Source organism: Nocardia carnea (genome assembly GCF_029868325.1).
Lineage (GTDB): Bacteria > Actinomycetota > Actinomycetes > Mycobacteriales > Mycobacteriaceae > Nocardia > Nocardia carnea_C.
The window spans coordinates 1-23420 of sequence record NZ_JARWNW010000247.1; the positions used below are offsets into that span (position 1 = coordinate 1).

Genomic DNA, 23420 nt, shown 5'->3' on the forward strand with positions numbered 1-23420 from the left:
GTCCTGAGAACCCGGCTCCACGGAGTTCTGCCGGGGGGGGGGGGGGCGGGAGCGCCCCCCCCCCCCCCCCCCCCCCGCGCCCCCCCCAACCACCCGCCCCCCGGAGCAGGGCCACAACCCCCCCCACCCCCCCCCCCCCGCGCCCCGCGGGCCCCCCCCCCCCCCCCCCCCGTTTTTTCCCGGGGGGGGGCGCCCCATCCCCCCCCCCCCCCCCCCCCCCCCCCGCCCGAACCCACATTCCCCTGACGACCCTGTAGGACGGACATGACCAGCAGCTCGCCCATCTGGCTGACCACGCACGCCCGCGAACAACTCGAGGCCGAGCTCGCCGAACTGCTCGCCATCGAGAACACGGGCCATACCGAGGCCGCCGATACAGACGATCAGTTCGCGGCCCGGCACCAGCGCCAGAACCGCATCGCGCATATCCGGAACCTGCTGAGCAACGCCGTCTTCGGCGAAGATCCGCCGGACGACGGAATCGCCGAACCCGGCATGGTGCTCACCATCCGCTACGACGACACCGACGACACCGAAACCTTCCTGCTCGGCAGCCGCGACGCCGAACACAGCGATTTCGAGGTCTATTCCCCCGACTCCCCTCTCGGTGCCGCACTCACCGGCGCCCGCCGCGGCGAACAACGCAGCTACAAGGTGCCCAACGGCACCGAAATCGCGGTCACCCTGCTCGAAGCAGTCCCGTACAGCCACACCGTCGCCGCCGCACCTCGCCCCGCCCGATGATCGATCTGACGACCCCGAGCATGCGCACCCGCACCACCGAAATCACTCTGCTACACATCAATTCCCCAGCGATCGTCCGGGACGACCGGACGATCGCTCTCCCCATCCACTCGTGGCTGTCGTCCCAGTTCTGGGATCTGTTCGGCCTGCCCAGCATCGACTGGGCACTGTCCGCACTGTCCTTCGGCACCGAAACCAGCCCCCGCACCTACGTCGCCCGCTACTACGACTACCCCACCACCTGGACCGCACAGCCGCTGGCCGTGAACATTCCCGCGACCATCGGCCCCGGTCCCGGGGTACTGGAAGTCTCCGGCCCGATGACCTGGGAACGCCGCCGCCTGGTCGAACGCACCACCCTGATGATCGCACTCGCCAAACCCCTCGAACACCGGCTGCACACCGACCTCCCCGAACAACTCTGGGAAGAAGACCGCTGGCACACCACGGTTCTGGTACCCGACGTCCGCCCGGGCGCACACTCACCGCTGCGATACACCGAATCCTGGTGACGGAATTCAGTTCTGGCGAGTCGGCCGGATCGTCAGTTCGCCGATCTCGACGTCGTCCGGTTGGTCGATCGCGAACGCGATAGCTCGGGCGACTGCCGTGGGATCGATACCGAACTCGGCCATATTCGTCCGAGCCTGCTCCCGCACGGCCGGATCGTCGACGGCATTGTCGATGAGTTCGGTACGGACATATCCAGGGGAAATCGATGTCGTCCGCAGCACACCGTCGGTGTTCTCCTGCCGCAATCCCTCCAGGAGCGTGCGGACCGCGTTCTTCGTCCCGGCGTACACCGCCTGTGTGGGAACAATTTTCAGGCCGGATGTCGAGACGACGGTAACGAGATGACCACTCCCCTGATCGCGGAATACCGGCAGCGCCGCCGCGATCCCGTGCAGGACCCCCTTGACGTTCACATCGACCATGGACGACCAGCCCGCTACATCCAGGTCCGCCATGTGACCGATCCGGCTGACCCCGGCATTACCCACCAGAACATCCAGCCTGCCGAAGCGGTCGATGGCCAGGTCGACCAGCTTACGAAGGTCTCCGGCAGCGGTGACATCCACCCGTGTAGCGGCCGCCCTGCCGCCGGCGTTCTCCACCTCGGCAACCAGCCGGTCCAGCCGGTCGGTGCGGCGGGCTCCGAGGACAACGAAAGCCCCGAGAGCGGCCAGGTGACGCGCTGTCGCTTCGCCGATACCACTGCTGGCGCCGGTGATGGCGATGACCTTGCCGTTGATGGTCATAGTAACCCTCCGCCTATAGTGGACACATGTCCGTTTACTCCGAAGACTCTAGCGGACAGCTGTCCGCTTCTGTCGAGAGCGGTAGAGGCCGGCGCGCGGATGCGCAGCGCAACCGTGAACTGATCCTGCGCGCCGCCCGCGATCTGGTTCGCGGGCCGGGGGAGCTGAAACTCAACTCGGTCGCGAAGGCGTGCGGGATCGGGCAGGGCACGCTGTACCGGCACTTCCCGACGCGGGAGGACCTCCTCGCCGAGGTCTACCAGCAAGAAGTCCAGGAACTCGTCGCGGCGGCCCCGCGCCTTCTGGAAACTCACCGGCCGCTGGATGCACTGGCGGCATGGTTCGATCGGGTCGCCACCTACGCTCGAATCAAACGCGATGTCTTCGCCGCCGTCGAGGTGGCGACGTGGCGCGACCTGGCAGCCCACAGCCTCGGACCTATCGGTCAGGCAGTGGAACTTCTGCTCGATGCAGGCCGCGCGGCCGGTACCGTCCGGGCCGATGCGGAGGCCCGCGATGTCATCGTGCTCATCAGCTGGTTGTCCCGGCTCGATGATGCCGAACTCGACGCGCGCGGCGCTCGATTGCTGTCGATCGTCGTCGATGGTCTCCGCGCACCCCATCCTGCACCCGGCCGGCACCGCCGACCCTAGCGTTCGGAACCACGATCGCCACCCCCGCATCGAGTGGCCGGCGCAAGCCCTACTGCCGATCGGCCCCATCGCCGGGCGAGCACACAGGTGACATCAAAGCCGCTCTCGCGGAACATTATCGAGTAAGGACGTAAACGAGCCAGCGGTCATGCGCCGCCGGGCATCGCGCCATAACCGGCGAAAGAAGCGAACCCGCCCGATATCGCGCCCCGAGAAGAGGACCGACATCATGCCGACAGGCAACATCGACGCACGAAAGATCGACCGCGAGGACGGCGCGGGCGGCCGCCCGGTCACCCGGAACGCCGAGGGCGTCTGGCTCGTCCGGGACTACGCCGCCGCCCGCGCCGCATTGCGCAGCACCGACACCGTCCAGGCCGGGCTGGGAGTGGAAACCCTCGACAATCTGCCCGCACGCATCCGGCGTCCGGTGCTGTACCGGGACGGGCCGGAGCATCTGGAGCACCGGCGCCAGACGGCGCGATTCTTCACGCCCCGGCGGGTCGACGAATCGTATCGAGGCTTCATCGATTGCCTGGCCGACCAACAGCTGGACCACCTTCGTGACAACGGCCGTGCGGACCTCACGGATCTCGGCTTCGGCCTCGCTATCGGCGTGGTGTGCTCGGTAATCGGTCTCACCGAGAGTCGTCCCGGGCTGACTCGGCGGCTGGAGAGGTTCTTCCCCGAGGAGTTCGGCTCACCGGGATTCACCAGCGTCGACGGCCTCTACTGGGTGTGGCGGCAGGCGCGGAACTGGTCGAGTATCTTCCTCAGCGATGTGCGCCCGGCGGTGCGCGTCCGCCGCGCCCGGCGCCGCGACGACCTGATCTCGCATCTGCTCGACGAAGGCTGTTCGTCGGTCGAAATTCTCGGCGAATGTATTACTTTCGCCGCGGCAGGGATGGTCACCACCCGGGAATTCTTCACCGTTGCCGCCTGGCACATGTTCACCGATCAGCCCCTCCGGGACCGCTACCGTGCCGCCGCGGAATCGCAGCGCGTCGGCATCCTGCACGAAATCCTCCGGCTCGAACCCGTCGTCGCGCATCTCCTGCGCCGCACCACGGCAGCCGTCGAGCTCCCCGGTGGCGCGGGCGAATCGGTGACTGTCGGGCCCGGACAGCTCATCGATATCGATATTGCCGCCACCAACACAGACCGGGCCGCTGTCGGTGCGGACCCGTTGGCGGTATGCCCCAGCAGATCCCGCACCGATGCCACCGCTGCGGTGCTCTCATTCGGTGACGGCGCACACAAGTGTCCGGGAGCGACGATCGCGATCGTCGAGACCGATATCTTCCTCAGCAAACTGCTCGCCATACCCGGGATCCGCATGCACTCCCCACCCCGAGTCGGTTCCAACGACGCAATCGGTGGCTACACACTCCGAGACATGATCGTCGAGGTCGATGCCCACTGAACCCCATTCCGAGTCGCGGCGCCCCCGCCGCTTTCACCGAGCGGCCGCCAGCACTGCCGCGAGACCTTCTTGCAGGTCCTCGACGAAATACTCGGGAACTTCCAGCGACGGGAAATGTCCCCCGGTTTCGGGCGTGCTCCATCGGACGATGTGCCGGTACCGCTGCTGCGCCCAGGGGCGCGGGCATTTCTCGACGTCGCGGGGATACGCGGTGATTGCTGCCGGGGCGTCGATCCGGAGTGCGGGGTCGAACGAGTTGTGGCTTTCGTAGTAGATGCGGGCCGCCGATGCGCCGGTCCGCGTCAGCCAGTACAGGGTGACGTTGTCGAGGATGCGGTCCCGGGAAATCGTCTCGAACGGGCTGTCTTCGGTATCGGACCATTCGGCGAACTTGTCCAGGATCCAGGCGAGAAGTCCGACAGGTGAATCGACGAGCGAGTAGCCGATGGTTTGTGGCCGGGCCGCCTGCAGTTTCGCGTATGCCGCGCGCCGGCCCCAGAAATCGCGAGTTTCCTCCGCCCACCGGCGCTCGACCGCCGTCAGGCCGTCCGTCGACAGCCCGGGCGGCGCCTCCGCGAAGGTTGTGTGGATACCGAGAACCTGCTCCGGGAATCTGCCGGCGAGGACCGAGGTGATATTGCCGCCCCAGTCGCCGCCGTGGGCGACGAATTCGCGGTAGCCGAGCCTTCCCATCAGTTCCACCCAGGCGGCCGCGATCTTTTCGGTCCCCCAGCCGGTGGTCGCCGGCTTATCGCTGTAGCCGAAGCCCGGTAGCGACGGGACCACCACGTGGAATGCCGGCGTGTTCGGGTCTTCCGGATTTGCCAGTTCGTCGACGACATCGATGAACCGGACAATGCTGTCGGGCCAGCCGTGCGTCATGAGCAGCGGGGTGGCGTCTGCGCGCGTGGACCGGCGGTGCAGGAAGTGGATTCCGAGATCGTCGATGGTCGTGCGGTACTGGCCGATCCGGTTGAGGCGCTCTTCGAACGGCCGCCAGTCGTACTCGGTGCGCCAATAGTTCACGACATCGATGAGGTCGGCGAGTGGCACGCCCTGGTCCCATCGGCGCGGGTCGGGCGCGGCGCGGTAGACCGTCTCGGTCTCCGGTAGCCGTGCGGCGGCCAGTCGCGTACGCAGATCGTCGAGGTCGGCGTCGGTTGCGTGGGCTTCGAATGTGTGCACGTCGCCGGCTGAACCGGACATGAGACCTCCTCGACTGTCACCGAACCGGCCACCACCCGAGAACCGGCTAAGACGGTTCTAACATGCCTGATACCGACAGGCAACCGGCTAAGGTGGTTCCATGCCCGATCGGTTTCCCGACTTTCGCCTCGGTAGCGTGCTGGCGACCAGCTTCACGGCGACCCTGACGGAACGTTGCGGCAACGCTGTGGAGCGCATTCCCACACCGCAGCGACTCGTCGACTGGCTGGCAGTGAACGGCCTCGCCGTGGATTCCTGCACCCCGGCCCAGCTCGAACTCGCCCGGCAGCTGCGGGAATCGATTCACGCCGCCGCGACAGCGGCCGCGATCCGGGACCCGCTCCCGGCGGCCGCTGTCCGAGTCATCAATGACTGCAGTGTTCAGGGCCGGGCGGCAGCGATCCTCACGCCCGAAGGCAACCGGCACTGGCAACTCAGCGCCGCGTCCTGCGTAGAAGATGCCCTGAGCGTGATCGCCGCCGACGCGATCGGCATCCTCGCCGGCGAACGCGACGGAAGATTGGCCTTGTGCGCATCGCCGACCTGCCGAGCCGCGTTTTTCGATACCAGCCAAAGCCGCACCCGCAAATGGTGTGAGATGAACACGTGCGGGAATCGCCAGAAGAAAGCGCGCTTCAAGGCCAAACCGGCGCCGGCACAGGGCCGCAGCACAAACAAGTGACACGAATCCGGCTTGCCGCCGGGTTCTGGTCGTGGACCGGCATCACACCACCGGCGATATTCCGATCTTCGTCGGGGGGCCGTGTATTGACGGTGGCGCCAGGTCTGATCAGGCACTGGTTGCCTATCCGGCCGGCGCGGCGCTCATTTGCACGACACCGTGTGAACCGCTGACCCGCCAGTCCGGTTCGGTCGCCTCGAGTTCGGTGACAAGCCTGGGGTCGATACCCGCGGCAACGTCGCATTTGAGGGTGCGCAAGGCGATCACCCGCGTCGGGAAGTATTGCGTGAGTGCGGGGAACGAGGTCGAGGCCGGCCAGTGGCAGTCGCCGACGAGTCGCCGGTAGTTGAGGTCGCCTTTGAGAATCACCGCGCCGGCTCCGGCGAGGTCGGCACGCAGGTCGCCGGGCAGGTGATGAAAAGACAGGGGCGCGCAGTAGAACTCGTGCGCCCGGGCCCGCAGGCGGCCCGTCCTGAGTGCGGATTCCAGCCGGGCGGCGGTCGCGCGCGCCGTCCCGGGGATGCTCGCGAGACGCTCGAGAGTCGCCAGCAAGTCGGCGGTGGTGGCGTCCGAGACGTAGTAGGGCCGCGGTTTGAGGTGCAGGTCGATGGTGAGGCCGGAGTGCAGTCCCAGCAGATGATCGATGAGGAACAGGTCGGGGATCAGTTCTCGGCCGGCGTTGTCGGCTATCAGGCAGAGGGTTCCCGTGGAGTGGGCCTCGAGGTAGTCGGCCACCTGGGTGGATTGGTCGTCGAGAATTCTGCCGGGTGCGTCGTGGTCGGTCGCCGGGGAACCCGATAGCCGGAACCCGAGGTCCGCCCTGTTCCCCCACAGCGCGGCGTGCAGAAGCGCGATCAGATGCTCCCGCGATGAACGGGTCCCGGCCGCCGCCGACAGCTCGGTATCGAGCGCAGGGTCCCCGAGTTCGGACCGCTTACGGGTGAACGGGTCGATACCCCGCCACGGGCCGGGCCCGAAGTAGTCGACCGCATCCAGCAGCAGGTGATAAAAGTAGCTTTCGGCCCAGAGGAACGGGACGTCGAGCCATCGCTGCCCGTACATTTCGCTCCCCCACCGGTCCCATCGCGATTTACCGGCACTGCCGTCGGGCAACGGCTGCACGGTTCCCGTGATGTGTTCGCGCAGCGCGTCGAGGCGGCGCCGGATGCCGGGCGGGTAGGGATGCGCGTCGCCGACCTGCTCGATGATGGCGGGATGCCGGTGGGTGAGCACACTCCATGCGAAAGAACCCGGTTCGCTGGACACGATGGTCCGCGCAGTGCTTGCGCTCGGGTCCATGGCACTCCATTCGCAGGTCGGGTGCGGAGCGGCCACGGTCGCCACTCCGGCGGCGACCGTAAGCGTAGTTGCCGAAGTGGCGAGCCTCCGGGCGACCGGCCCGCGCGGGGATCAGGCGCGCAGCAGGGTGATCGGACACGATGTACGGGATCCGTTGCTACGCCGAGCCGGTCGAAATCACGAGGCGTCGAAAACGCGAGTGTCCGAAACACGCACGCAAGCGTGGGGAAATACCGGATCATTACTCTCACGCTGTCCAGGTGTCGTGTTCACCCAACCGAGATGAAATCCGGACGGGCAGCATCGTTCAGGGGAGAAATGCCATGAGCCTCACCAAACCCGGCGAGCCCGGATCCGGGGTCGACCACGAATACCTCGGGAAGAGGACGTTGCGGGCCGGGACAGCGGGGTGGGTGCTGCTGGCAGGGCTCGGCGTCGGATATGTGGTCAGCGGGGACTACTCGGGATGGAATTTCGGGTTGGCCGAGGGCGGGTTCGGGGGCCTGGCCGTTGCCACGGTCGTGATCGCCGCCATGTACGGCGCGATGGTGCTGAGTATGGCGGAGATGTCGGCCGCGCTGCCGACCGCGGGTGGCGGTTATACCTTCGCTCGCCGGGCCCTGGGTCCGTGGGGCGGGTTCGCGACCGGAACGGCGGTGCTGATCGAGTACTCGATCGCGCCCGCCGCGATCGCCACGTTCATCGGCGCGTATGTCGAATCCCTGGGATTGTTCGGCATTGTCGACGGATGGTGGGTCTATCTCGCCGTCTACGCGCTCTTCGTCGGCATCCATCTGGCCGGTGTCGGTGAGGCGCTGAAAGTCATGTTCGTCATCACCGCGATCGCCCTGGTCGGTCTCGTGATCTTCGCGGTCGCGAGTATCGGCAGCTTCTCCTGGTCGAACCTGACCGATATCGCGCCCGATCCGGATGCGGCGGGCGCAAGCGAGTTCCTGCCGTTCGGCTACCTCGGAATCTGGTCGGCGCTGCCCTTCGCCATCTGGTTCTTCCTCGCCGTCGAGGGGGTCCCGCTCGCCGCGGAGGAAGCACGGGATCCCGCGCGCAATGTGCCACGGGGAATTATTGCGGCCATGACGGTCCTGGTCGCGACCGGGGCGGTGGTGCTGGTCCTCGTACCGGGCGCCGGTGGTGCGGCGGCGATGCAGTCGTCCGGCAATCCGCTGGTCGAAGCGCTCGGGTCGGGTACCGCGGCAACCGTGGTGAACTACATCGGCCTGGCCGGTCTGGTGGCCAGTTTCTTCTCCATCATCTACGCCTATTCACGGCAGCTCTTCGCACTGTCGCGCGCAGGGTATCTGCCGCGTGCGCTGTCGATCACCAACCGGCGCAAGGTTCCCGCGGCGGCATTGGTCGTGCCGGGTGTCATCGGTTTCGTGCTGTCGATCTTCGGTAACGGTGCGACACTGCTCAATATGGCCGTGTTCGGCGCGGCCACGAGCTATGTGCTGATGATGGTCAGTCATATCGTGCTCAGGATTCGGGAACCGGGTATGGAACGGCCGTACCGGGCCCCCGGCGGCCTCGTCACCGCAGGCGTCGCGCTGGTGATCGCCGTGCTGTCGGTGATCGCGACCTTCCTGGTGGATTCCACCGCAGCCTTCGGCTGCCTTATCGTATTTGCGCTGTTCATGCTCTACTTCGGCCTGTACAGCCGGAAGCGGCTGGTCGCCGGATCGCCCGACGAGGAGTTCGCCGCGCTCGCCGCCGCGGAAGACGAACTCCGCTGATCAGCGGCCACGCCGACAGCCGCAGGGCACCGTGATCCGGTCCCCGTGCCGGCGGCACTGGCGCGACGGCGGCGGTTGGCGACCGCGACCGGCAGCTCGACAGACGAGAGTAAACTGCGAGGTTGCGCAGGGTTTCGAGTGGACTCGACACCGATACGGGGCAGATCATGCACACTCCCGCCGAGGCGAGCACCGACGGGCACGGCAGCCTGGAAGTTCGCGTCTACGCCGAACTGAACGATTTCCTGCCCCCTCGATCCCGCTTCTCGGTACTGCGGCGGCCGGTCCGGTCGCATCAGACCGTGAAGGATGTTGTCGAGGCAGCGGGTATCCCGCACACCGAGGTCGATCTGCTGCTGGTGAACGGCGAATCCGTCGATTTCGGGCACCGCCCGCGCCCGGGCGACCGGCTCGCCGTCTACCCCGTGTTCGAAAGCCTCGATATCGCCCCGCTCACCCGGGTGCGCCCCGCGCCGCTGCGCGAACCGCGGTTGCTCGCCGACGTCAATCTCGGTGGCGCCGCGCGACTGCTGCGCCTGATGGGTCTCGACGTCCGCTGCGAATTCGACGCCGGCGACGCCTACCTGGCCGAAATCTCCGCGGACGACCATCGCATCCTGCTCACCCGGGACCGCGGCCTGCTTGCCCGCCGGATCGTCACTCACGGGCTCTTCGTTCGTGCCGATCTCCCGGTCGAACAGACCGTGGAGGTCATCGACCGCCTCGATCTGTCCCGCCGGCTGGCCCCGCTCACCCGATGCCTGCGCTGCGGCGCACACCTGGTGGACGTCGCGAAGGCCGATATCATCGACCGGCTCCCACCGCGCACCCGCAGCGAGCACCACACCTTCCGGCAGTGTACCGGCTGCGACCCCATCTACTGGGCCGGCACACACCAGCACCGTCTCGACCAGCTCGTGGACCGGATCATGTCGCAGATCCGGTCTGTCCACTACCCCGGGGTCCCGAGCCCGGCTACTGACCGGTGAGCACGTCGGCAGCCGGGCCCTCGATTCGCTCATGGCCGAAGATATCGAATTCGTGCAGCCGGTGATCCCGACCTGCCGCGGGGGCGGCAATGGTGGTAGCGATCCGGTCCAGGGCCGCGATACCGGGATCTCGCCGGATCGAAACCCGTAAGGCGGCGGCCGTCAGTCGCCGGTTCGGTCGGCTTCGATCGCGCCGGCGGCGCGGTGGAGGGTGGCGACGAGGGTCGCCAGCCGATTCCGGTCGTAACGGACCGAGGGCATCGAGACGGACAGACCCGCCACCGCGACACCGGCCGCGTCCCGCACCGGAACTCCCACCGCGACCACACCACGCTCGGACAGCCCGTTGTTGAGGGCGAAGCCTGCGCGGCGCACCCGGCCCAGCTGGGCGCGCAGGCTCGGGAGGTCCGGCCGTTCGTCTGCCCGCTGCGCGAACCTTTGCTCGTCGTAGAGTTCTTCCACCTCGCCCGGCGCGAGATCCGCGAGCAGCACCAGGCCCGCGGTGGTGCGGTGTGCGGGAAACACCATCCCTTCCCGGGAACCCACGCGCAGCGCCTGCCGGCATTCCACGCTGGCGATGAATCGCGTGGTATCCCCGGTGCGGATCGTCAGGTTCGCCGACTCCCCCACCAGGTCGACGAGCCGCTGCAGATGCGGTAGCGCGACGGCCCGCAATCGCGAGGTGTGCGACTGCGAATGGGCGGCGAGTTCGAGCACCGGACCCGGGTGGTATCTCCGCTGCTCGTCCTGCACGGCGAAGTCCCGGTACACCAGCGTCTGCAGCAGCCGGTGCGCCGTCGACCGCGCCACCCCGAGACGTTCCGCGACCTGACTGACCGTCAACCCACCTTCGAGTTGCAGCATCACCGCAGCCCGCAACGCGTGGTCGGCGCTGGTCACGACGTACGCCGGCGGATTCTTCGGTTCCGTGTTACCCATCCGCTCGTTCTGCTCTCCAGAATTTGATGTTCTGCTGACTCGTCGCACGCCACTGTAGGCGATATGAGCACGACTGACACTCCCGTCCGGCTGCGGGCGGTGGCCGCGCCGAATCAGCCGGATGTGACCCCTGCCCTCGAAGAGCTGTATCGCGGGTTCGAGCAGGAGCTGCTGGTTCCGCTGTGGACCGAGATCGGCGATCTCATGCCGGCGCATCCCGGTTCGCGGGCGGTCCCCCATGTCTGGCGGTGGGAGAATCTGCTCCGCCTGGCGGCGAAGGCCGGCGATATCGTGCCCGTCGGCCGCGGCGGGGAACGGCGGGCGATCGCGTTGGCGAACCCGGCACTCGACGGCCGGCCGTTCGCGACCCCGACGCTGTGGGCGGCGATCCAGTACCTGATGCCGGGTGAGGACGCGCCCGAGCACCGACACACCCAGCACGCCTTCCGGTTCGTGGTCGAGGGGTCGGGTGTGTGGACCGTGGTCGGTGGCAGCGGGGATGTCTCGAACGGTGACGCGGTACCGATGCGGCGCGGGGATTTCCTGCCGCAGGCCGGCTGGAATTGGCATGCGCACCACAATGCGACGTCGGAGCCGATGGCCTGGATCGACGGCCTCGATATTCCGTTCCAGTACGTCGTGGAATCGCAGTTCTTCCAGTTCGGGCGGGAAGAGATCAGCGCGGCGGAGCGAGTCACGCCGGAGCGGTCACGGTCGGAGCGGCTGTGGGGACATCCGGGGTTACGGCCGTTGTCGGTGGGTGAGGTGGCGCCGGGATCACCGCTGCTGGCCTACAAGTGGGAGCACACCGATGCCGCACTGAACGATCAACTGCTACTGGAGAAGGAAGGCTACGGCGGCACCGTCGAACCCGGGCACGCCGCGGTGCGGTTCTCCAACCCGCACAACGGGACCGATGTTCTGCCCACGATCCGCGCGGAGTTCCACCGGATCGCCCGCGGCACGGAAACCGCCCCGGTCCGCGAGACCGGATCCGCGGTCTACCAGGTGTTCGACGGTTCCGGCACGGTGACCGTGGGCGAGAAGTCCTGGTCGGTCACCCGCGGCGATCTGTTCGTCGTCCCGTCCTGGGAACCCTTCTCCGCCCTATCCGAAGCCGGTGGCACCGATTCCGATTCCGGTGCGCTCGACCTCTTCCGTTTCTCGGACACCCCTGTGTTCGAGGCCCTCCAGCTCAACCGTCAGGAGATCATCCGATGAAACTCGCCACCCTCCGCGTCGACGGCGGCACCCGCGCGGTCCGTCTCGACGGTGACACCCTCGTCGACCTCGGCTACCCCGACGTCGGTGCCCTGCTCGCCCAGGACGATTGGGCCACGATCGCCGCGAACGCCACCGGCGCGACCTGGCCGGCCGAAGGCGCCGATCTGGCCCCGGTGGTACCGAACCCGTCGAAGGTGATCTGCGTCGGGCACAACTACACCAACCACATCAAGGAGATGGGTCGCGAACTGCCCAGCTACCCGACCCTTTTCCCGAAGTTCGCCGACAGCCTCATCGGGCCGAACGATCCGATCGTGAAACCCGGCGAAACCGAGGCATTCGACTGGGAGGTCGAGCTGGTGGTCGTGATCGGTGAACCGGTTCGCCGGGCCACCGAGGAACAGGCCGCCGCCGCCATCGCGGGCTTCACCGTAATGAACGATATTTCGGTGCGGGACTGGCAGTTCCGAACGATCGAATGGACGCAGGGCAAGATCTGGGACTCCTCCACCCCGGTCGGCCCGTATGTCGTGACTCCCGACGAGGTCGGTGGAGTCCGGCCGGCGCTCCAGGTCGAGACACTCGTCGACGGCGAGGTCATGCAGCGTGACGATACGGGTACGCTGCTGTTCGATCCGGTGCACCTCGTGCAATACGTTTCGACCGTTATCCGGCTCAACCCCGGCGATATGATCGGCACCGGCACTCCGGCCGGGGTCGGCCATGCCCGCGACCCCAAGATCTACCTCGTCGGCGGCGAAACCGTCGTCACGCGGATCACGGGCCTCGGGGCGTGCACCAATCAGGTCGTGAAAGCGTCGTGAGCGCACGGACGCACGTCGATTCGCTGCGGTGGGTCGCGCACGGAACGGCGCTGTTCACGGCGCAAGTCGCGCGACTGGACGAACAGCAGACAGCGCAGCCGAGCCTGCTGCCCGGCTGGACCCGCAAGCATGTCGTGGCGCATGTGGCCGCCAACGCGGACGCCCTCGGCAATCTCGTGCGCTGGGCGCGGACCGGTGAGCGCACCCCCATGTATGCCTCGGCGAAGCAGCGCAATGCCGATATCGAATCCGGCGCACAACGCCCCGCCACCGAACTGGTGACGTGGCTGGAGGCGTCGGTACACGAGCTGGGCGCCGCCATGGCCGCCCTGACCGGCGAGCAGTGGTGCACCGAAATCGTCACTGCCCAGGGCCGGACCGTCCCGGCCACGGAGATCCCGTGGCTGCGGGCGCGCGAGGTGTGTGTCCATGCCGTCGACCTCGGCACGGGCACCACCTTCGCGGATCTTCCCGATGATTTCCTGAACGCACTGGTCGCCGATATCCGGACCAAACGCGGTCTCGATGAGGTACCCGGCGGGCCGCTGCCGGAGGTCGCCGCCTATCTCGCCGGTCGTCCCCATTCGCTCGCCGACGTCGCCGACCTCGGCCCCTGGCTGTAGAGGAGGGCTGCACTATGAGTGCCCCGGACGTCGTCATCGTCGGCGGCGGAATCGGCGGTCTGAGTACCGCTTTCGCCTTGTCCCGGCTCGGCCTGCGGGTGCGGGTCCTCGAGCGGTCGAAGGAATTCGGCGAGGTCGGCGCGGGTATTCAGCTCGCGCCCAACTGCACCCGGATCCTCGACGACTACGGTCTGCTCGATGCGGCGAAGGCCCGCGGCGTGGTTCCGGACCGGATGGTGATGCGCGACGCGGTCGACGGGAGCGAGCTGACCGCGCTCGACCTGCGCGATCTCGAACGGAAATACGGCTTCCCATACCTGGTCATCCATCGCAGCGATCTGCACGCCCTGTTCCTCGACGCGTGCCGGGACACCGGCGTCGAACTGCTCACCGAGCAGCGAGTGGTGTCCTACACGCAGGATTCCGGTAAGGCCGCCGCGACAACCGATACGGGGACCGTGCACGAGGCAGCGGTCGTGCTGGCCGCCGACGGACTGCACTCGGTCGCCCGGAAACTGTTCGTCGACGACGAACCGGTGTCCTCCGCGTATGTCGCCTATCGCGGCACGGTGCCGATCGCCGAGGTCGATCAGCCGGTCGACCTCTCCGAGGTGGCCGTCTATGTCGGCCCGCGCTGCCATTTCGTCCATTACGGCCTGCGCGGCGGCGATCTGCTCAACCAGGTCGCGGTATTCGAATCGCCCAGGGCGCGGGCCGGGCTCGAGGCCTGGGGAACTCCCGCCGAACTCGATACCGCGTTCACCGAGACCTGCGATTTCGTCCAGCAGCGGCTCCCCCATATGTGGCGGGACAAATGGTGGCGTATGTACGACCGCGACCCGATCGGCACCTGGGTGGACGGCCGCATCGCACTGCTCGGCGACGCGGCGCATCCCCCACTGCAGTACATGGCCCAGGGCGCGATCATGGCGATCGAGGACGGCTGGGTACTCGCCGAACACGCGAAACGGCTCCGCGGTGCCGACGGCGGCGTCGACTGGACCGGTGCGCTCGCCGCGTACGAGGCGGTGCGCCCGGAACACTGCCGCCGGGTGGTGCTGACGGCCCGGGTCTGGGGCGAGCTGTGGCATCTCGACGGCCGCAAACGCGTACAACGGAACGTGCTGCTGCGGGCGCGGGAGATCGACGACTACTCGTTCACCGACTGGGTCTATGGCCCGACGGCACTGTTCCCCGAGGACGAACCCGCAATGTTCGAGCCGATCCCACTCGACGCGGCCGACCGGATGGAGCGGACGGACTCACTGACACCCTGACCGAATGGCCTGGCCAAGGTCGCAGCGGATGCACCGAACTGTACAACGCATGGGCGACGAGGGATCAGGGGCGGCCGGGCGCAGTCGGCGCCGGCCCGTCGGCACGGCCGAATTCTTGCCAGGCCGCCGCGAACGCGGACCGGACGTCTCGGACCGGTATACCGCGCCGCGCCCTACCCTTCGGCGGGGCGGGGAGATCCTAGGCTCACCCGGTGACCACCGATGCCTCGGAGCCCGCCGGCAATTCCCCTGGTGATTCGCCCACCGGAGTCGGGCGCACCGCATTGATCGTCGCCGCGGCTCGCGCCGCCGAGTCCGAGCGGGCGGACCGCCTGTTCACCGATCCGTACGCGGCCGATTTCGTGGCGGCGAGCGGATTCGAGATGCCGGGCGTGACCGGCCCGCCCGATTCCGATGCGCCGGAAGCGGGTTCGTTCGGCGGTTATGCGTCCATCCGCACTCGGTTCTTCGACGATTACCTCGTCGACGCCACCCGGGAATTACGGCAGGTCGTGATCGTCGCGGCCGGGCTCGACACCCGCGCGTTCCGGCTCGACCTGCCCGCGGAAGTCACGGTGTACGAGCTGGACAGTCCGGCCGTGCTCGCCTTCAAACAGCGTGTCCTGGACGACCGCGGGGCGCGGCCGTCGTGCCGTCGGATACCGGTCGCGACCGATCTGCGTGAGGACTGGGCGCACGCGCTGATCGAGGCGGGATTCGATCCGGCGGCACCGTCGGCGTGGTTGATCGAAGGTCTGCTCCCCTACCTGGACCACGCGCAGAACGATCGGCTGCTCGCGACCGTCGGCGGCCGATCCACCGCGGGCAGTCGATTGGCGCTCGAATTCGTGAGCGCGGAGGCGGTCAGACTGCTGGGGCAGGCACTCACCGGTGACGCCCGGACCGAGATGACCGCACTGTGGCACAACGGCGGAGTAGCGGACGCGGCCGAACCGTGGCTGCACCGGCACGGCTGGGACGCGCGAGCGTACGACACCTACGAGCGCGCCCACTCCTACCGCCGTGACCTACCGCCACCCGGCGACGGCCCGATGGACCGATTCGCCCATGCGGCACGCCAGAGCCTGGTCGTCGCGCACCGCCGCTGACCCGCCGGGATTCCGGGGCATCAGCTGACCTGGCGGTCCCGGCCACTCCAATACGGCTCGCGCAGTTTGAATTTCTGCAGTTTGCCGGTCGCGGTGCGAGCCAGTTCGTCCCGGAACTCGACCGAGGTCGGTGCCTTGTAGCCGGCCAGCCGCTCTTTGCACCAGGCGATCAGATCCGATTCGGTCGCGCTGTCCGGTGCCGCGCCGGGGTCGAGCACGACCAGTGCTTTGATCGTCTCGCCCCATTTCTCGCTGGGCACCGCGATCACCGCCACCTCCGCGACGGCGGGATGGGAGAACAGGCAGTCCTCGACCTCGATCGAGGAGACGTTCTCACCGCCGGTGATGATCACATCCTTCTTGCGATCGGCGATGGTCAGATAGCCGTCCTCGCCGATCTCACCGCCGTCGCCGGTGCGGAACCAGCCGCCGTCCAGCACCGCCGCGCTTTCCTCCGGTCGTCCCCAGTAGCCGTCCATCACCACATTCGACCGCGCCAGCACCTCGCCCGCACCTTCTTCCGATTCCTCGATCCGCAGCCGGACACCGAGCGCCGGGGCGCCGGCGCGGGTCAGCTTCGCCGCCTTGGCTTCGGGATCGAGATCGTCCCATTCCGCCCGGGCACGGTTGACGGTGAGCAGCGGAGAGGTTTCGGTGAGGCCGTATATCTGGATGAACTCCCAGCCGAGTTCCTGTTCGACGCGAGCAACCGTTTTCGTCGGCGGCGGGGCACCGGCCATGATGATCCGCACCCGGTTCCGGCCGGGGATCTCGCCCTCCCAGGTTTGTGCGGCGTCGAGGACGGCGGCCGCGACTGCGGGGGCCGCGCACATCACCGTGACGCCGTGATCGCGGACCCGTCGCAGGATCTCGGCGCCGTCGATTTTGCGCAGGACGATATGCCGGGCGCCGACACCGGTCATCGCGAACGGCTGACCCCAGCCGTTGGCGTGGAACATCGGCAGGGTGTGCAGGTAGACGTCGCGGTCGCTGATCGTGGCGTGCAGTCCGAAGGTGACGGCGTTGACCCAGATATTGCGGTGGGTGATCTGCACACCCTTCGGGCGCGCGGTGGTGCCGGAGGTGTAGTTGATGGCGGCGGTGGCGGATTCGTCGGGTTCCCACGTCCGCGGGACCGACCCCGGGGGCGCGTAGAGATCGCTGTCGGAACCCAGCACAAAGGTGTGTTCGCATTCGAGCCCGGCCAGTGGGTCCGCGAGCTCGGGGTCCACGTACAGGACGCGGGCACCGGAATCCTGGACGATGTAGCGCACCTCGTCCGGACGCAGGCGGAAGTTGATCGGCACCAGCACCCGGCCCCACCCGCTGACACCGAAGAACGAGGTCAGCAATCGGCTCGAATTATGGCTGACGATCGCGACCCGTTCGCCGGCTCCGATACCGAGTTCGTCGAGCCGGGCGGCCTGCCTGCGGGCGAGTCCGGCGACCTCGGCGTAGGTCAGCGAGCCCTGGCCGGGCGCCGGCTGCGTGGGTTCGTCGACCACACCGACGCGGTCGCCGTACACGGTTTCGGCACGGTCGAGGAAATCGGCGACACTGAACGGGACGAACATGGTCCTCCTACGGATCGTGCACACGCCCGCGAGACGAATCCGCGGACCTTCCGGCGGTCCGATGATTGTCTCCTCGTAGCGGCGGGGGTGGGGCCGGAATTCTCATTGCGGCTCCCGACAGACATGCACTGCCGAATTCGAGCCGACTGCCACCGCCCGGGAAACCGGCCCGGCAGGTTGGTAGCCATGGACGGCCGGTCCGCTGGACAACTGCACACGATTCACCCGTCTGGGCCGGACGGCGCGCCCGCCTGTGCCTTCACGACGTAAGTCCGGGCGATGACTCGAGTACGCCAGCACGTTGCCGTGACTTTGCCGCGACCCTTTCGTAATCTAACAGTGATCTTGTCTCCGAGCGTTACGAGTAGTCATCATCATGCCTGGTCAACATCGCAAACCGGCCCGAGCCCGGAAGATCGCCCCGCTGGCCGGGAGTACGGTCGCGGCAACGGCCGTCATCGCGCTGTCGGTAATGGCCCGCCCCGCCCCGAGCCCGCAAACCACCGCGGTGGCGGCGGATACGCAGGCAGCACCCGCGGCCGGTATGGGCGCCGCGTCGGAAACCCCACCCGCTCCGGCGCCGCCGTCGGCCGAGGCCGTCGCGGCAGTCGACAAGCCCCGAGAACCGGCCAGGTACCTGAAGCGCTTCGCGCCGCCACCACCTCCCCCGATCGCGTGTTCCACCGAACTCGCCGGAACACAACCGCATGTGGCGCAGGTGGGCAATCTGATCGGCCAAACCTTCGGGATCACCGATATCGGCGGAGCCAACGGCCGCTACGACGGCGAGCACGGCGCGGGCCTGGCCCTCGATTTCATGACCACCGATCCCGCGAACGGCGACGCCATCGCCGATTTCGTTCTCGCCAACAAAGAGCGTTTCGGCGTGTCCTACGTGATCTGGCAGCAGCAGTACAACGACGGCAGCGGTTGGTCGTATATGGAAGACCGCGGTAGCCCGACCCAGAATCACTACGACCACGTCCACGTGTCGTTCGAGTCGGCCGCCGATGTATTCGTGACCTGCTGATCGCGCCCCGGATTCGGCCCGACCGGTGAGAACCGGTAGCCGGCGACGCCGCATCGCCCCGGGCCACGGCTGCCGTGGTGGTTCGGCTCAGGCCAAAGCGCAGGGTTGGGCAGCGGCGCATCCCCGCAAGGTGAGAATCCGCGGGTTCCGGATCGGGCCTTCGCGGATCTCGATCACGCATTCCCGGTGGCTGAACCGGCTCCCACAGTGGTTCAGTGGGCGGACAAGCTGCCCAGCGCATGCTGCGCGGTCGAACACAATTCGTCGATCACCCGGCCCACCGGCACGCTTTCGGTCACCATCCCCACACCTTGTCCCGCATCGACCGGGGCCACCACGGGATCGTCGGCCGACATCGCCGCGGCCAGCTCATCGCGGGCCGCCGGGTTCCCGGCCAGGTCGTCCTCGCTGCGCTCCCACCGCTCGGTGAAATCGTTGCGCAGGACCCGCGAGGGGAAACGCGCCGGCCAGGGCAGCTGCTGGCCGATATCGAAAACGCGCGTGGTGACGGTATCGGTGGCCGCCGCACGAATCAGCGCCGCACGCGCTCGGTCCGGGGTGAGCGCCTCGGTGCACGCCGACAGCCTTGTCCCGAGCCACGCTCCCGCGGCACCGGCCGCCAGCACCGCGGCCAGGGTCCGGCCGGACGAGATCCCGCCGGCCGCCAGCACCGGAACCTCCACCGCATCGAGCACGGTATCGAGCAACGGCAAGGTACCCAGCAGTGGCTCCCCGTGACCGCCGCCTTCGGCGCCGCGGGCGACGAGCACATCCACTCCGGCATCGGCGGCGCGGCGGGCCTGTTCCGCGTCGTAGACCTGGGTCACCGCCCGGACACCGTGCCGGTGCAGCCGCCGCACCCAGGTGAAATCGTCGGTGAAGCCGACCGAGATCACCGTCGGCCGCGCGGCGAGAGCGGTATCGAGCAGACCCGGTTCCCGGGCCAGCACCCAGTCGACCAGGCCGATGCCGAACGGACCGGGCACGGCACCGAGCAATTCCAGTTCATCGGTCAACCGGTCGACCGATCCCGCACTTCCCATCCCGATCATCCCGAGCCCACCGGCGGCGGTCACTGCTGCCGCCAACCGGCCACCGGCCACACCCCCCATCGGGGCGTTGACTATCGGTGCGCGCAAACCCATCTCCCGCGACCAGGGCGTCGACAGCACTACGGTCCACCTCGCTCGTCTGTGCACCGGCATCGGGATGCCGGATCCGGTTCTCCCCGCGACCGTACCCGCCTACCTCCGGCAGCTGACCGCCCTGCCCGCACCGCGGAAACAGTCGCCCTCCACGGCCCTTCCACCGACGAAAGCATCAGGACGAGCCCTGGGTCGGCGGCTACCTACCTCGAGGTGCCCCGCTCGGCAATCACTTCGACCCGGAGGAATTCCGGCGCCTTGATCACCCGGCGCAGCATGAACCGGATGAACGGCGGCATATCGGCGGCGGACTCGTCCCGGTAGACACGCGGCGAGCCGACCGCGTAGCGCCGGCGTCGTGATTCGAGTTCGCAACCACCGGCGGCGAGAACATTGCGCACCCAGTCGGATTCGGCGCCGTAGGTCAAGGCGATCACAAATCCGTCGCCGCGGCGGAAGGCCCACAGCGGGGTCCGGAATATCCGGCCGGAACGGCGTCCGCGATGGACGACCACCGCCCAGCCCGGCGCCCACGGTGCGATGAATTTCGTGATCCGGTTCAGACCGGCCTTGTTTGCGCGAGCGATCCATCGGGGCGCGGGCATCTGGCGAACACCTCACTTCACTCGGGTCCGCCGGCTCCTGCACCACGAACCGGCGACGCAGACAGCACGGTACGCGGCGATATCCGGCGTACGTATTCGCTCCAGTTTCGCAGGCCGGCACGCTGTTGTCCGAACGACAGCCCGAGAGCGGTGGACTCCTACCCGCCGAAGCGATGCTGCGCCGCGCCGGTCCGTACCTGCCGGGCGTCGCGGCGTGCCCGCCGGGCCGCGACCATTTCCGGCAAACCGCCTCTACCGGTCGAGAACATCGGAAAGCGCGACGGACGTGAGTCGATGCGCCTCGGCCACCGGCTCGTTGGTGATGCCGCCGGCACAGGTGTTGAGACCTTTGGCGAGCACCGGATCGTCGCGCAGGGCTGCGCGCCAGCCTTTGTTCGCGAGGGCGACCACGTAGGGCAGGGTCGAGTTGGTGAGGGCGTAGGTCGAGGTGTTCGGTACGGCGCCGGGCATATTCGCCACGCAGTAGAAGGTCGAATCATGTACCGGGAAAGTGGGCTCGGAATGTGTGGTCGGTCGCGAATCCTCGAAGCAGCCACCCTGGTCGATGGCGATATCGACGAGTACGGAGCCAGGTTTCATCCGCGCGACCAGATCGTTGCCGACGAGTTTGGGCGCCGACGCTCCCGGAATCAGCACCGCGCCGATCACCAGATCCGCCTGCTCGACCTGCTGTTCGATGGCCAGGCGGGAGGATGCGAGCCCGTGCACCCGGTTGTGGTAGCGCCAGAACGACATCCGGAGCTTGTCGAGGTCGGTATCGAGCAGCGTGACATCGGCGCCCATTCCCAGGGCGATATTGGCGGCGTTCTGACCGGCGACCCCCGCGCCGAGGATCACCACCCGGGCGTTGGCCACACCGCCGACCCCGCCCATCAGCACCCCGCGCCCGCGTTGCGCCTTCAGCAGCGAGTGGGCGCCGACCTGGGGTGCCAGACAGCCCGCGACCTCCGACATCGGGTAGAGCAGCGGCAGGACACCGGACGGCAGCTGAACAGTTTCGTAGGCGATGGCGGTGACACCTCGGCCGAGGAGTGCGTCGGTGAGCGGCCTGTCGGCGGCGAGGTGCAGGTAGGTGAACAGCACCAGGCCCTCGCGCAGCAGCGGGTACTCGGCCGCGATCGGCTCCTTCACCTTGAGCACCAGATCGGCCTGGCCCCAGACATCTTCGGCGCGGTCGACGATCCGCGCGCCGGCGGCGGCGTATTCGTCGTCGGTGATGGAGGAGCCGAGCCCGGCGTCTTTTTCGATATCGACCTGATGCCCCTGGCTCGTCAGCTCGTGTACGCCGATAGGGGTGATGGCGACTCGGTACTCGTGATCCTTGAGTTCCCTCGGCACGCCGATACGCATTGCTCCTCCTACTCGTACACGTCGGCAGGATGTCCGAGAACTACTGCGGGTGTGGTGATCTCACCGGCCCACTGCATCCGCTCATCGCACCCCGACGAGTCGGGCGCATCCCCGCAAGTGAGTGAGGCCGCGCGCCTTCGGCCGCATTCACCCGCCGGCGACCGATGGAATGATCATGATCTCGGTTCCGGCATCGACCGGTGTGTCCTGCCCCTCGAGCGTGCGGCATTCATCGTCGCCGACATAGAAGTTCACGTAGCGGCGCAGCTGACCGCTCTCGTCGCGAAGCCGGCGTTCCAGCCCCGGCGACCGCTCGCGCACGGCGTCCAGAACGCTGCGGAGCGTCGCCCCGTCGACGTCGATCTCCTTTTCGCCGTCGACGTAGGTACGCAGCATGGACGGCAGGCGGACGCGGGCCACGGCGTTATCCGACGACCGCGGCACGTACGCACAGTACGTCCGGAAGTTTGTCGGCGACGAGTTGCCAGTGATCGCCCTCGTCGGCACTGCAGTAGACCTCGCCGTTGCGGGTGCCGAAGTAGATACCCGCCGGGTCGGCGTCGTCGGCGCACATGGCATCGCGCATGACCGCCGCCCAGAACGGGCCCTGCGGGAGCCCGTCGGTCTGGGCGGACCAGGTATCGCCGCCGTTTTCGCTGCGATACACCGCGCAACGCGCGTCCGGCGGGAAACGGAACCGCTCCATATCCGCGACCAGCGGGAAGGTGTAGATCACCCCGGAGCGCCGGGGGTGCGCGACGATCGGGAACCCGAAATTGGATTCGGGTAACCCACCGTCGATCGATTGCCAGCTCGCCCCCTCGTCGGTGCTGCGGAAAACACCGCCGTGGTTCTGCAGGTACATGGTGTTCGGCGTATCCGCGTCCAATGCGACCTTGTGCACGCACTGCCCCCATTCGGGCAGTTCACCCGGCATGAAATCGGCGGTGACACCTTTGTTCGCAGGCTTCCACGACGATCCGCCGTCGGTGGTCCGATAGACGCCTCCGGTGGAGATGGCGACCGCCATCCGCTCGGTATCGGCCGGATGCGGCAGGATCGTATGCAACGCCAGACCGCCGCCGCCCGGCATCCACTCCGGCCGGTGCGGATGCTCCCACAGGCCGCGGACGAGCTCGAACGTCCGGCCGCCGTCGGTGGAGCGGAACAGCGCGGCCGGTTCGGCGCCCGCGTACACCACATCCGGTTCCGCCGCGGTGGCGGGCGCGATCTGCCAGACGCCCTGTAGTGCCGCACCGGTGTCCTCCGGGAAGGCCAGCGGCGCGTCGTCCGGCTCGCTCCAGGTGGCACCGAAGTCGTCGCTGGTCACCATGGTGGGGCCGAAATGGCTGTCCAGTACACCCGCGAGCAGACGCGGCGTGGACCGCCGGGTATCGATCGCGAAGGCCTTCACATCGGCCACGGCGAACTGGGGCTCACCGACCTCCCAGTTCATCCGGCCGTTCTTGCTGCGCGCCAGGAACAATCCCTTACGCGTCCCGATTCCGAGCAGTACGTCCATCACGTACCTCCATGTCGTCACCGCACGCCGGCGCGTGTGAGCGTACTCCGCGGGACCGACAGGTTCCGGCAGAACAGCGCACAAAGCGTGCCGCGGAACGCGGCGGGTGGCGATCACCGCACAGGGTGATCGCCACCCGGCAGGACAAGTCTCACGTCGCGGCCGGGCGCGGCG

The 23420-nt window shown here is 67.8% G+C and carries 23 protein-coding genes; 13 read left to right on the top strand and 10 right to left on the bottom strand.

Annotated features, from left to right (window positions below; translation table 11 throughout):
- Positions 1 to 264: 264 nt before the first annotated feature.
- Both QH196_RS21715 and QH196_RS21720 read left to right on the top strand, forming a co-directional pair.
- Positions 265 to 744, top strand: a complete 480-nt coding sequence (locus tag QH196_RS21715) for a GreA/GreB family elongation factor (RefSeq protein WP_280417655.1) — start codon at positions 265 to 267, stop codon at positions 742 to 744.
- Positions 741 to 1256, top strand: a complete 516-nt coding sequence (locus tag QH196_RS21720; protein ID WP_280417656.1) for a hypothetical protein — start codon at positions 741 to 743, stop codon at positions 1254 to 1256. Before QH196_RS21715 ends, QH196_RS21720 begins: the two co-directional genes overlap by 4 nt.
- A 6-nt stretch (positions 1257 to 1262) precedes the next feature.
- Here the strand turns inward: QH196_RS21720 and QH196_RS21725 are convergent, their stop codons facing one another.
- On the bottom strand, positions 1263 to 2003 hold the full coding sequence (locus tag QH196_RS21725; protein ID WP_280417657.1) for an SDR family oxidoreductase: 741 nt from the start codon (positions 2001 to 2003) through the stop codon (positions 1263 to 1265).
- Positions 2004 to 2029: 26 nt separating this feature from the next.
- Here QH196_RS21725 and QH196_RS21730 point away from each other — a divergent pair, with 26 nt between their 5' ends.
- Both QH196_RS21730 and QH196_RS21735 read left to right on the top strand, forming a co-directional pair.
- Positions 2030 to 2656 carry a TetR/AcrR family transcriptional regulator gene (locus QH196_RS21730; RefSeq protein WP_280417658.1) on the top strand — a complete coding sequence of 209 codons (627 nt, stop codon included), beginning with the start codon at positions 2030 to 2032 and terminating at the stop codon, positions 2654 to 2656.
- 229 nt (positions 2657 to 2885) lie between these two features.
- Positions 2886 to 4079, top strand: a complete 1194-nt coding sequence (locus QH196_RS21735) for a cytochrome P450 (protein WP_280417659.1) — start codon at positions 2886 to 2888, stop codon at positions 4077 to 4079.
- 33 nt (positions 4080 to 4112) lie between these two features.
- Here the strand turns inward: QH196_RS21735 and QH196_RS21740 are convergent, their stop codons facing one another.
- Positions 4113 to 5285, bottom strand: coding sequence for an epoxide hydrolase family protein (locus QH196_RS21740; RefSeq protein ID WP_280417660.1), 1173 nt, complete (start codon positions 5283 to 5285; stop codon positions 4113 to 4115).
- 100 nt (positions 5286 to 5385) lie between these two features.
- Here QH196_RS21740 and QH196_RS21745 point away from each other — a divergent pair, with 100 nt between their 5' ends.
- Positions 5386 to 5967, top strand: a complete 582-nt coding sequence (locus QH196_RS21745; RefSeq protein ID WP_280417661.1) for a CGNR zinc finger domain-containing protein — start codon at positions 5386 to 5388, stop codon at positions 5965 to 5967.
- A 123-nt stretch (positions 5968 to 6090) separates the two neighbouring features.
- Here QH196_RS21745 and QH196_RS21750 read toward each other — a convergent pair whose 3' ends face one another.
- Positions 6091 to 7266 carry a damage-control phosphatase ARMT1 family protein gene (locus tag QH196_RS21750; RefSeq protein WP_280417662.1) on the bottom strand — a complete coding sequence of 392 codons (1176 nt, stop codon included), beginning with the start codon at positions 7264 to 7266 and terminating at the stop codon, positions 6091 to 6093.
- 323 nt (positions 7267 to 7589) lie between these two features.
- Here QH196_RS21750 and eat point away from each other — a divergent pair, with 323 nt between their 5' ends.
- Both eat and QH196_RS21760 read left to right on the top strand, forming a co-directional pair.
- Positions 7590 to 9014 (top strand): ethanolamine permease, encoded by a 1425-nt coding sequence (gene eat / locus QH196_RS21755; RefSeq protein ID WP_280417663.1) that lies wholly within the window; start codon positions 7590 to 7592, stop codon positions 9012 to 9014.
- 167 nt (positions 9015 to 9181) lie between these two features.
- Positions 9182 to 10003, top strand: a complete 822-nt coding sequence (locus tag QH196_RS21760) for a Mut7-C RNAse domain-containing protein (protein ID WP_280417699.1) — start codon at positions 9182 to 9184, stop codon at positions 10001 to 10003.
- Between the two features lie 162 nt (positions 10004 to 10165).
- Here the strand turns inward: QH196_RS21760 and QH196_RS21765 are convergent, their stop codons facing one another.
- Entirely contained in the window at positions 10166 to 10942 is a 777-nt protein-coding gene (locus tag QH196_RS21765; protein ID WP_280417664.1) for an IclR family transcriptional regulator, read from the bottom strand.
- Between the two features lie 63 nt (positions 10943 to 11005).
- Between QH196_RS21765 and QH196_RS21770 the strand changes: the two genes are divergently transcribed.
- From QH196_RS21770 to QH196_RS21790, 5 genes are all read left to right on the top strand, one after another.
- On the top strand, positions 11006 to 12163 hold the full coding sequence (locus QH196_RS21770) for a cupin domain-containing protein (RefSeq protein WP_280417665.1): 1158 nt from the start codon (positions 11006 to 11008) through the stop codon (positions 12161 to 12163).
- Positions 12160 to 12990: a fumarylacetoacetate hydrolase family protein gene (locus QH196_RS21775; protein WP_280417666.1), complete on the top strand. Its 831-nt coding sequence runs from the start codon at positions 12160 to 12162 to the stop codon at positions 12988 to 12990. The genes QH196_RS21770 and QH196_RS21775 overlap by 4 nt, the downstream gene beginning before the upstream one ends.
- The gene (locus QH196_RS21780; RefSeq protein ID WP_280417667.1) at positions 12987 to 13613 is read left to right on the top strand and encodes a maleylpyruvate isomerase N-terminal domain-containing protein; all 627 of its coding nucleotides are present in this window, start codon (positions 12987 to 12989) and stop codon (positions 13611 to 13613) included. Before QH196_RS21775 ends, QH196_RS21780 begins: the two co-directional genes overlap by 4 nt.
- Positions 13614 to 13627: 14 nt before the next feature.
- Positions 13628 to 14890, top strand: coding sequence for an FAD-dependent oxidoreductase (locus QH196_RS21785; RefSeq protein WP_280417668.1), 1263 nt, complete (start codon positions 13628 to 13630; stop codon positions 14888 to 14890).
- Between the two features lie 212 nt (positions 14891 to 15102).
- The gene (locus tag QH196_RS21790) at positions 15103 to 15999 is read left to right on the top strand and encodes an SAM-dependent methyltransferase (RefSeq protein ID WP_280417669.1); all 897 of its coding nucleotides are present in this window, start codon (positions 15103 to 15105) and stop codon (positions 15997 to 15999) included.
- Between the two features lie 20 nt (positions 16000 to 16019).
- Here QH196_RS21790 and QH196_RS21795 read toward each other — a convergent pair whose 3' ends face one another.
- Entirely contained in the window at positions 16020 to 17573 is a 1554-nt protein-coding gene (locus QH196_RS21795; RefSeq protein WP_280417670.1) for an AMP-binding protein, read from the bottom strand.
- A gap of 376 nt (positions 17574 to 17949) precedes the next feature.
- On the opposite strand from QH196_RS21795, the gene QH196_RS32380 reads away from it, so the two are divergent.
- The gene (locus QH196_RS32380; protein ID WP_348538098.1) at positions 17950 to 18603 is read left to right on the top strand and encodes a hypothetical protein; all 654 of its coding nucleotides are present in this window, start codon (positions 17950 to 17952) and stop codon (positions 18601 to 18603) included.
- Positions 18604 to 18815: 212 nt separating this feature from the next.
- Here the strand turns inward: QH196_RS32380 and QH196_RS21805 are convergent, their stop codons facing one another.
- The 5 genes from QH196_RS21805 to QH196_RS21825 form a co-directional block, all read right to left on the bottom strand.
- Positions 18816 to 19775, bottom strand: a complete 960-nt coding sequence (locus QH196_RS21805; RefSeq protein WP_280417671.1) for an NAD(P)H-dependent flavin oxidoreductase — start codon at positions 19773 to 19775, stop codon at positions 18816 to 18818.
- A 176-nt stretch (positions 19776 to 19951) separates the two neighbouring features.
- A complete protein-coding gene (locus QH196_RS21810) occupies positions 19952 to 20353 on the bottom strand; it encodes a nitroreductase family deazaflavin-dependent oxidoreductase (RefSeq protein WP_280417672.1) in 402 nt (133 codons plus the stop codon).
- A gap of 252 nt (positions 20354 to 20605) precedes the next feature.
- Positions 20606 to 21724, bottom strand: coding sequence for an alanine dehydrogenase (gene ald, locus QH196_RS21815; protein ID WP_280417673.1), 1119 nt, complete (start codon positions 21722 to 21724; stop codon positions 20606 to 20608).
- 147 nt (positions 21725 to 21871) lie between these two features.
- The gene (locus QH196_RS21820; protein ID WP_280417674.1) at positions 21872 to 22168 is read right to left on the bottom strand and encodes a MoaD/ThiS family protein; all 297 of its coding nucleotides are present in this window, start codon (positions 22166 to 22168) and stop codon (positions 21872 to 21874) included.
- Entirely contained in the window at positions 22149 to 23246 is a 1098-nt protein-coding gene (locus QH196_RS21825; protein WP_280417675.1) for a WD40/YVTN/BNR-like repeat-containing protein, read from the bottom strand. The genes QH196_RS21820 and QH196_RS21825 overlap by 20 nt, the downstream gene beginning before the upstream one ends.
- Positions 23247 to 23420: the final 174 nt, after the last annotated feature.

What these genes read in the sequence shown, in the direction of transcription:
- QH196_RS21715 (WP_280417655.1), top strand. Translation starts at nt 265, where the DNA reads ATGACCAGCAGCTCGCCCATCTGGCTGACCACGCACGCCCGCGAACAA.
- QH196_RS21720 (WP_280417656.1), top strand. Translation starts at nt 741, where the DNA reads ATGATCGATCTGACGACCCCGAGCATGCGCACCCGCACCACCGAAATC.
- QH196_RS21725 (WP_280417657.1), bottom strand. Translation starts at nt 2,003, where the DNA reads ATGACCATCAACGGCAAGGTCATCGCCATCACCGGCGCCAGCAGTGGT.
- QH196_RS21730 (WP_280417658.1), top strand. Translation starts at nt 2,030, where the DNA reads ATGTCCGTTTACTCCGAAGACTCTAGCGGACAGCTGTCCGCTTCTGTC.
- QH196_RS21735 (WP_280417659.1), top strand. Translation starts at nt 2,886, where the DNA reads ATGCCGACAGGCAACATCGACGCACGAAAGATCGACCGCGAGGACGGC.
- QH196_RS21740 (WP_280417660.1), bottom strand. Translation starts at nt 5,285, where the DNA reads ATGTCCGGTTCAGCCGGCGACGTGCACACATTCGAAGCCCACGCAACC.
- QH196_RS21745 (WP_280417661.1), top strand. Translation starts at nt 5,386, where the DNA reads ATGCCCGATCGGTTTCCCGACTTTCGCCTCGGTAGCGTGCTGGCGACC.
- QH196_RS21750 (WP_280417662.1), bottom strand. Translation starts at nt 7,266, where the DNA reads ATGGACCCGAGCGCAAGCACTGCGCGGACCATCGTGTCCAGCGAACCG.
- eat (WP_280417663.1), top strand. Translation starts at nt 7,590, where the DNA reads ATGAGCCTCACCAAACCCGGCGAGCCCGGATCCGGGGTCGACCACGAA.
- QH196_RS21760 (WP_280417699.1), top strand. Translation starts at nt 9,182, where the DNA reads ATGCACACTCCCGCCGAGGCGAGCACCGACGGGCACGGCAGCCTGGAA.
- QH196_RS21765 (WP_280417664.1), bottom strand. Translation starts at nt 10,942, where the DNA reads ATGGGTAACACGGAACCGAAGAATCCGCCGGCGTACGTCGTGACCAGC.
- QH196_RS21770 (WP_280417665.1), top strand. Translation starts at nt 11,006, where the DNA reads ATGAGCACGACTGACACTCCCGTCCGGCTGCGGGCGGTGGCCGCGCCG.
- QH196_RS21775 (WP_280417666.1), top strand. Translation starts at nt 12,160, where the DNA reads ATGAAACTCGCCACCCTCCGCGTCGACGGCGGCACCCGCGCGGTCCGT.
- QH196_RS21785 (WP_280417668.1), top strand. Translation starts at nt 13,628, where the DNA reads ATGAGTGCCCCGGACGTCGTCATCGTCGGCGGCGGAATCGGCGGTCTG.
- QH196_RS21795 (WP_280417670.1), bottom strand. Translation starts at nt 17,573, where the DNA reads ATGTTCGTCCCGTTCAGTGTCGCCGATTTCCTCGACCGTGCCGAAACC.
- QH196_RS32380 (WP_348538098.1), top strand. Translation starts at nt 17,950, where the DNA reads ATGCCTGGTCAACATCGCAAACCGGCCCGAGCCCGGAAGATCGCCCCG.
- QH196_RS21810 (WP_280417672.1), bottom strand. Translation starts at nt 20,353, where the DNA reads ATGCCCGCGCCCCGATGGATCGCTCGCGCAAACAAGGCCGGTCTGAAC.
- ald (WP_280417673.1), bottom strand. Translation starts at nt 21,724, where the DNA reads ATGCGTATCGGCGTGCCGAGGGAACTCAAGGATCACGAGTACCGAGTC.
- QH196_RS21825 (WP_280417675.1), bottom strand. Translation starts at nt 23,246, where the DNA reads ATGGACGTACTGCTCGGAATCGGGACGCGTAAGGGATTGTTCCTGGCG.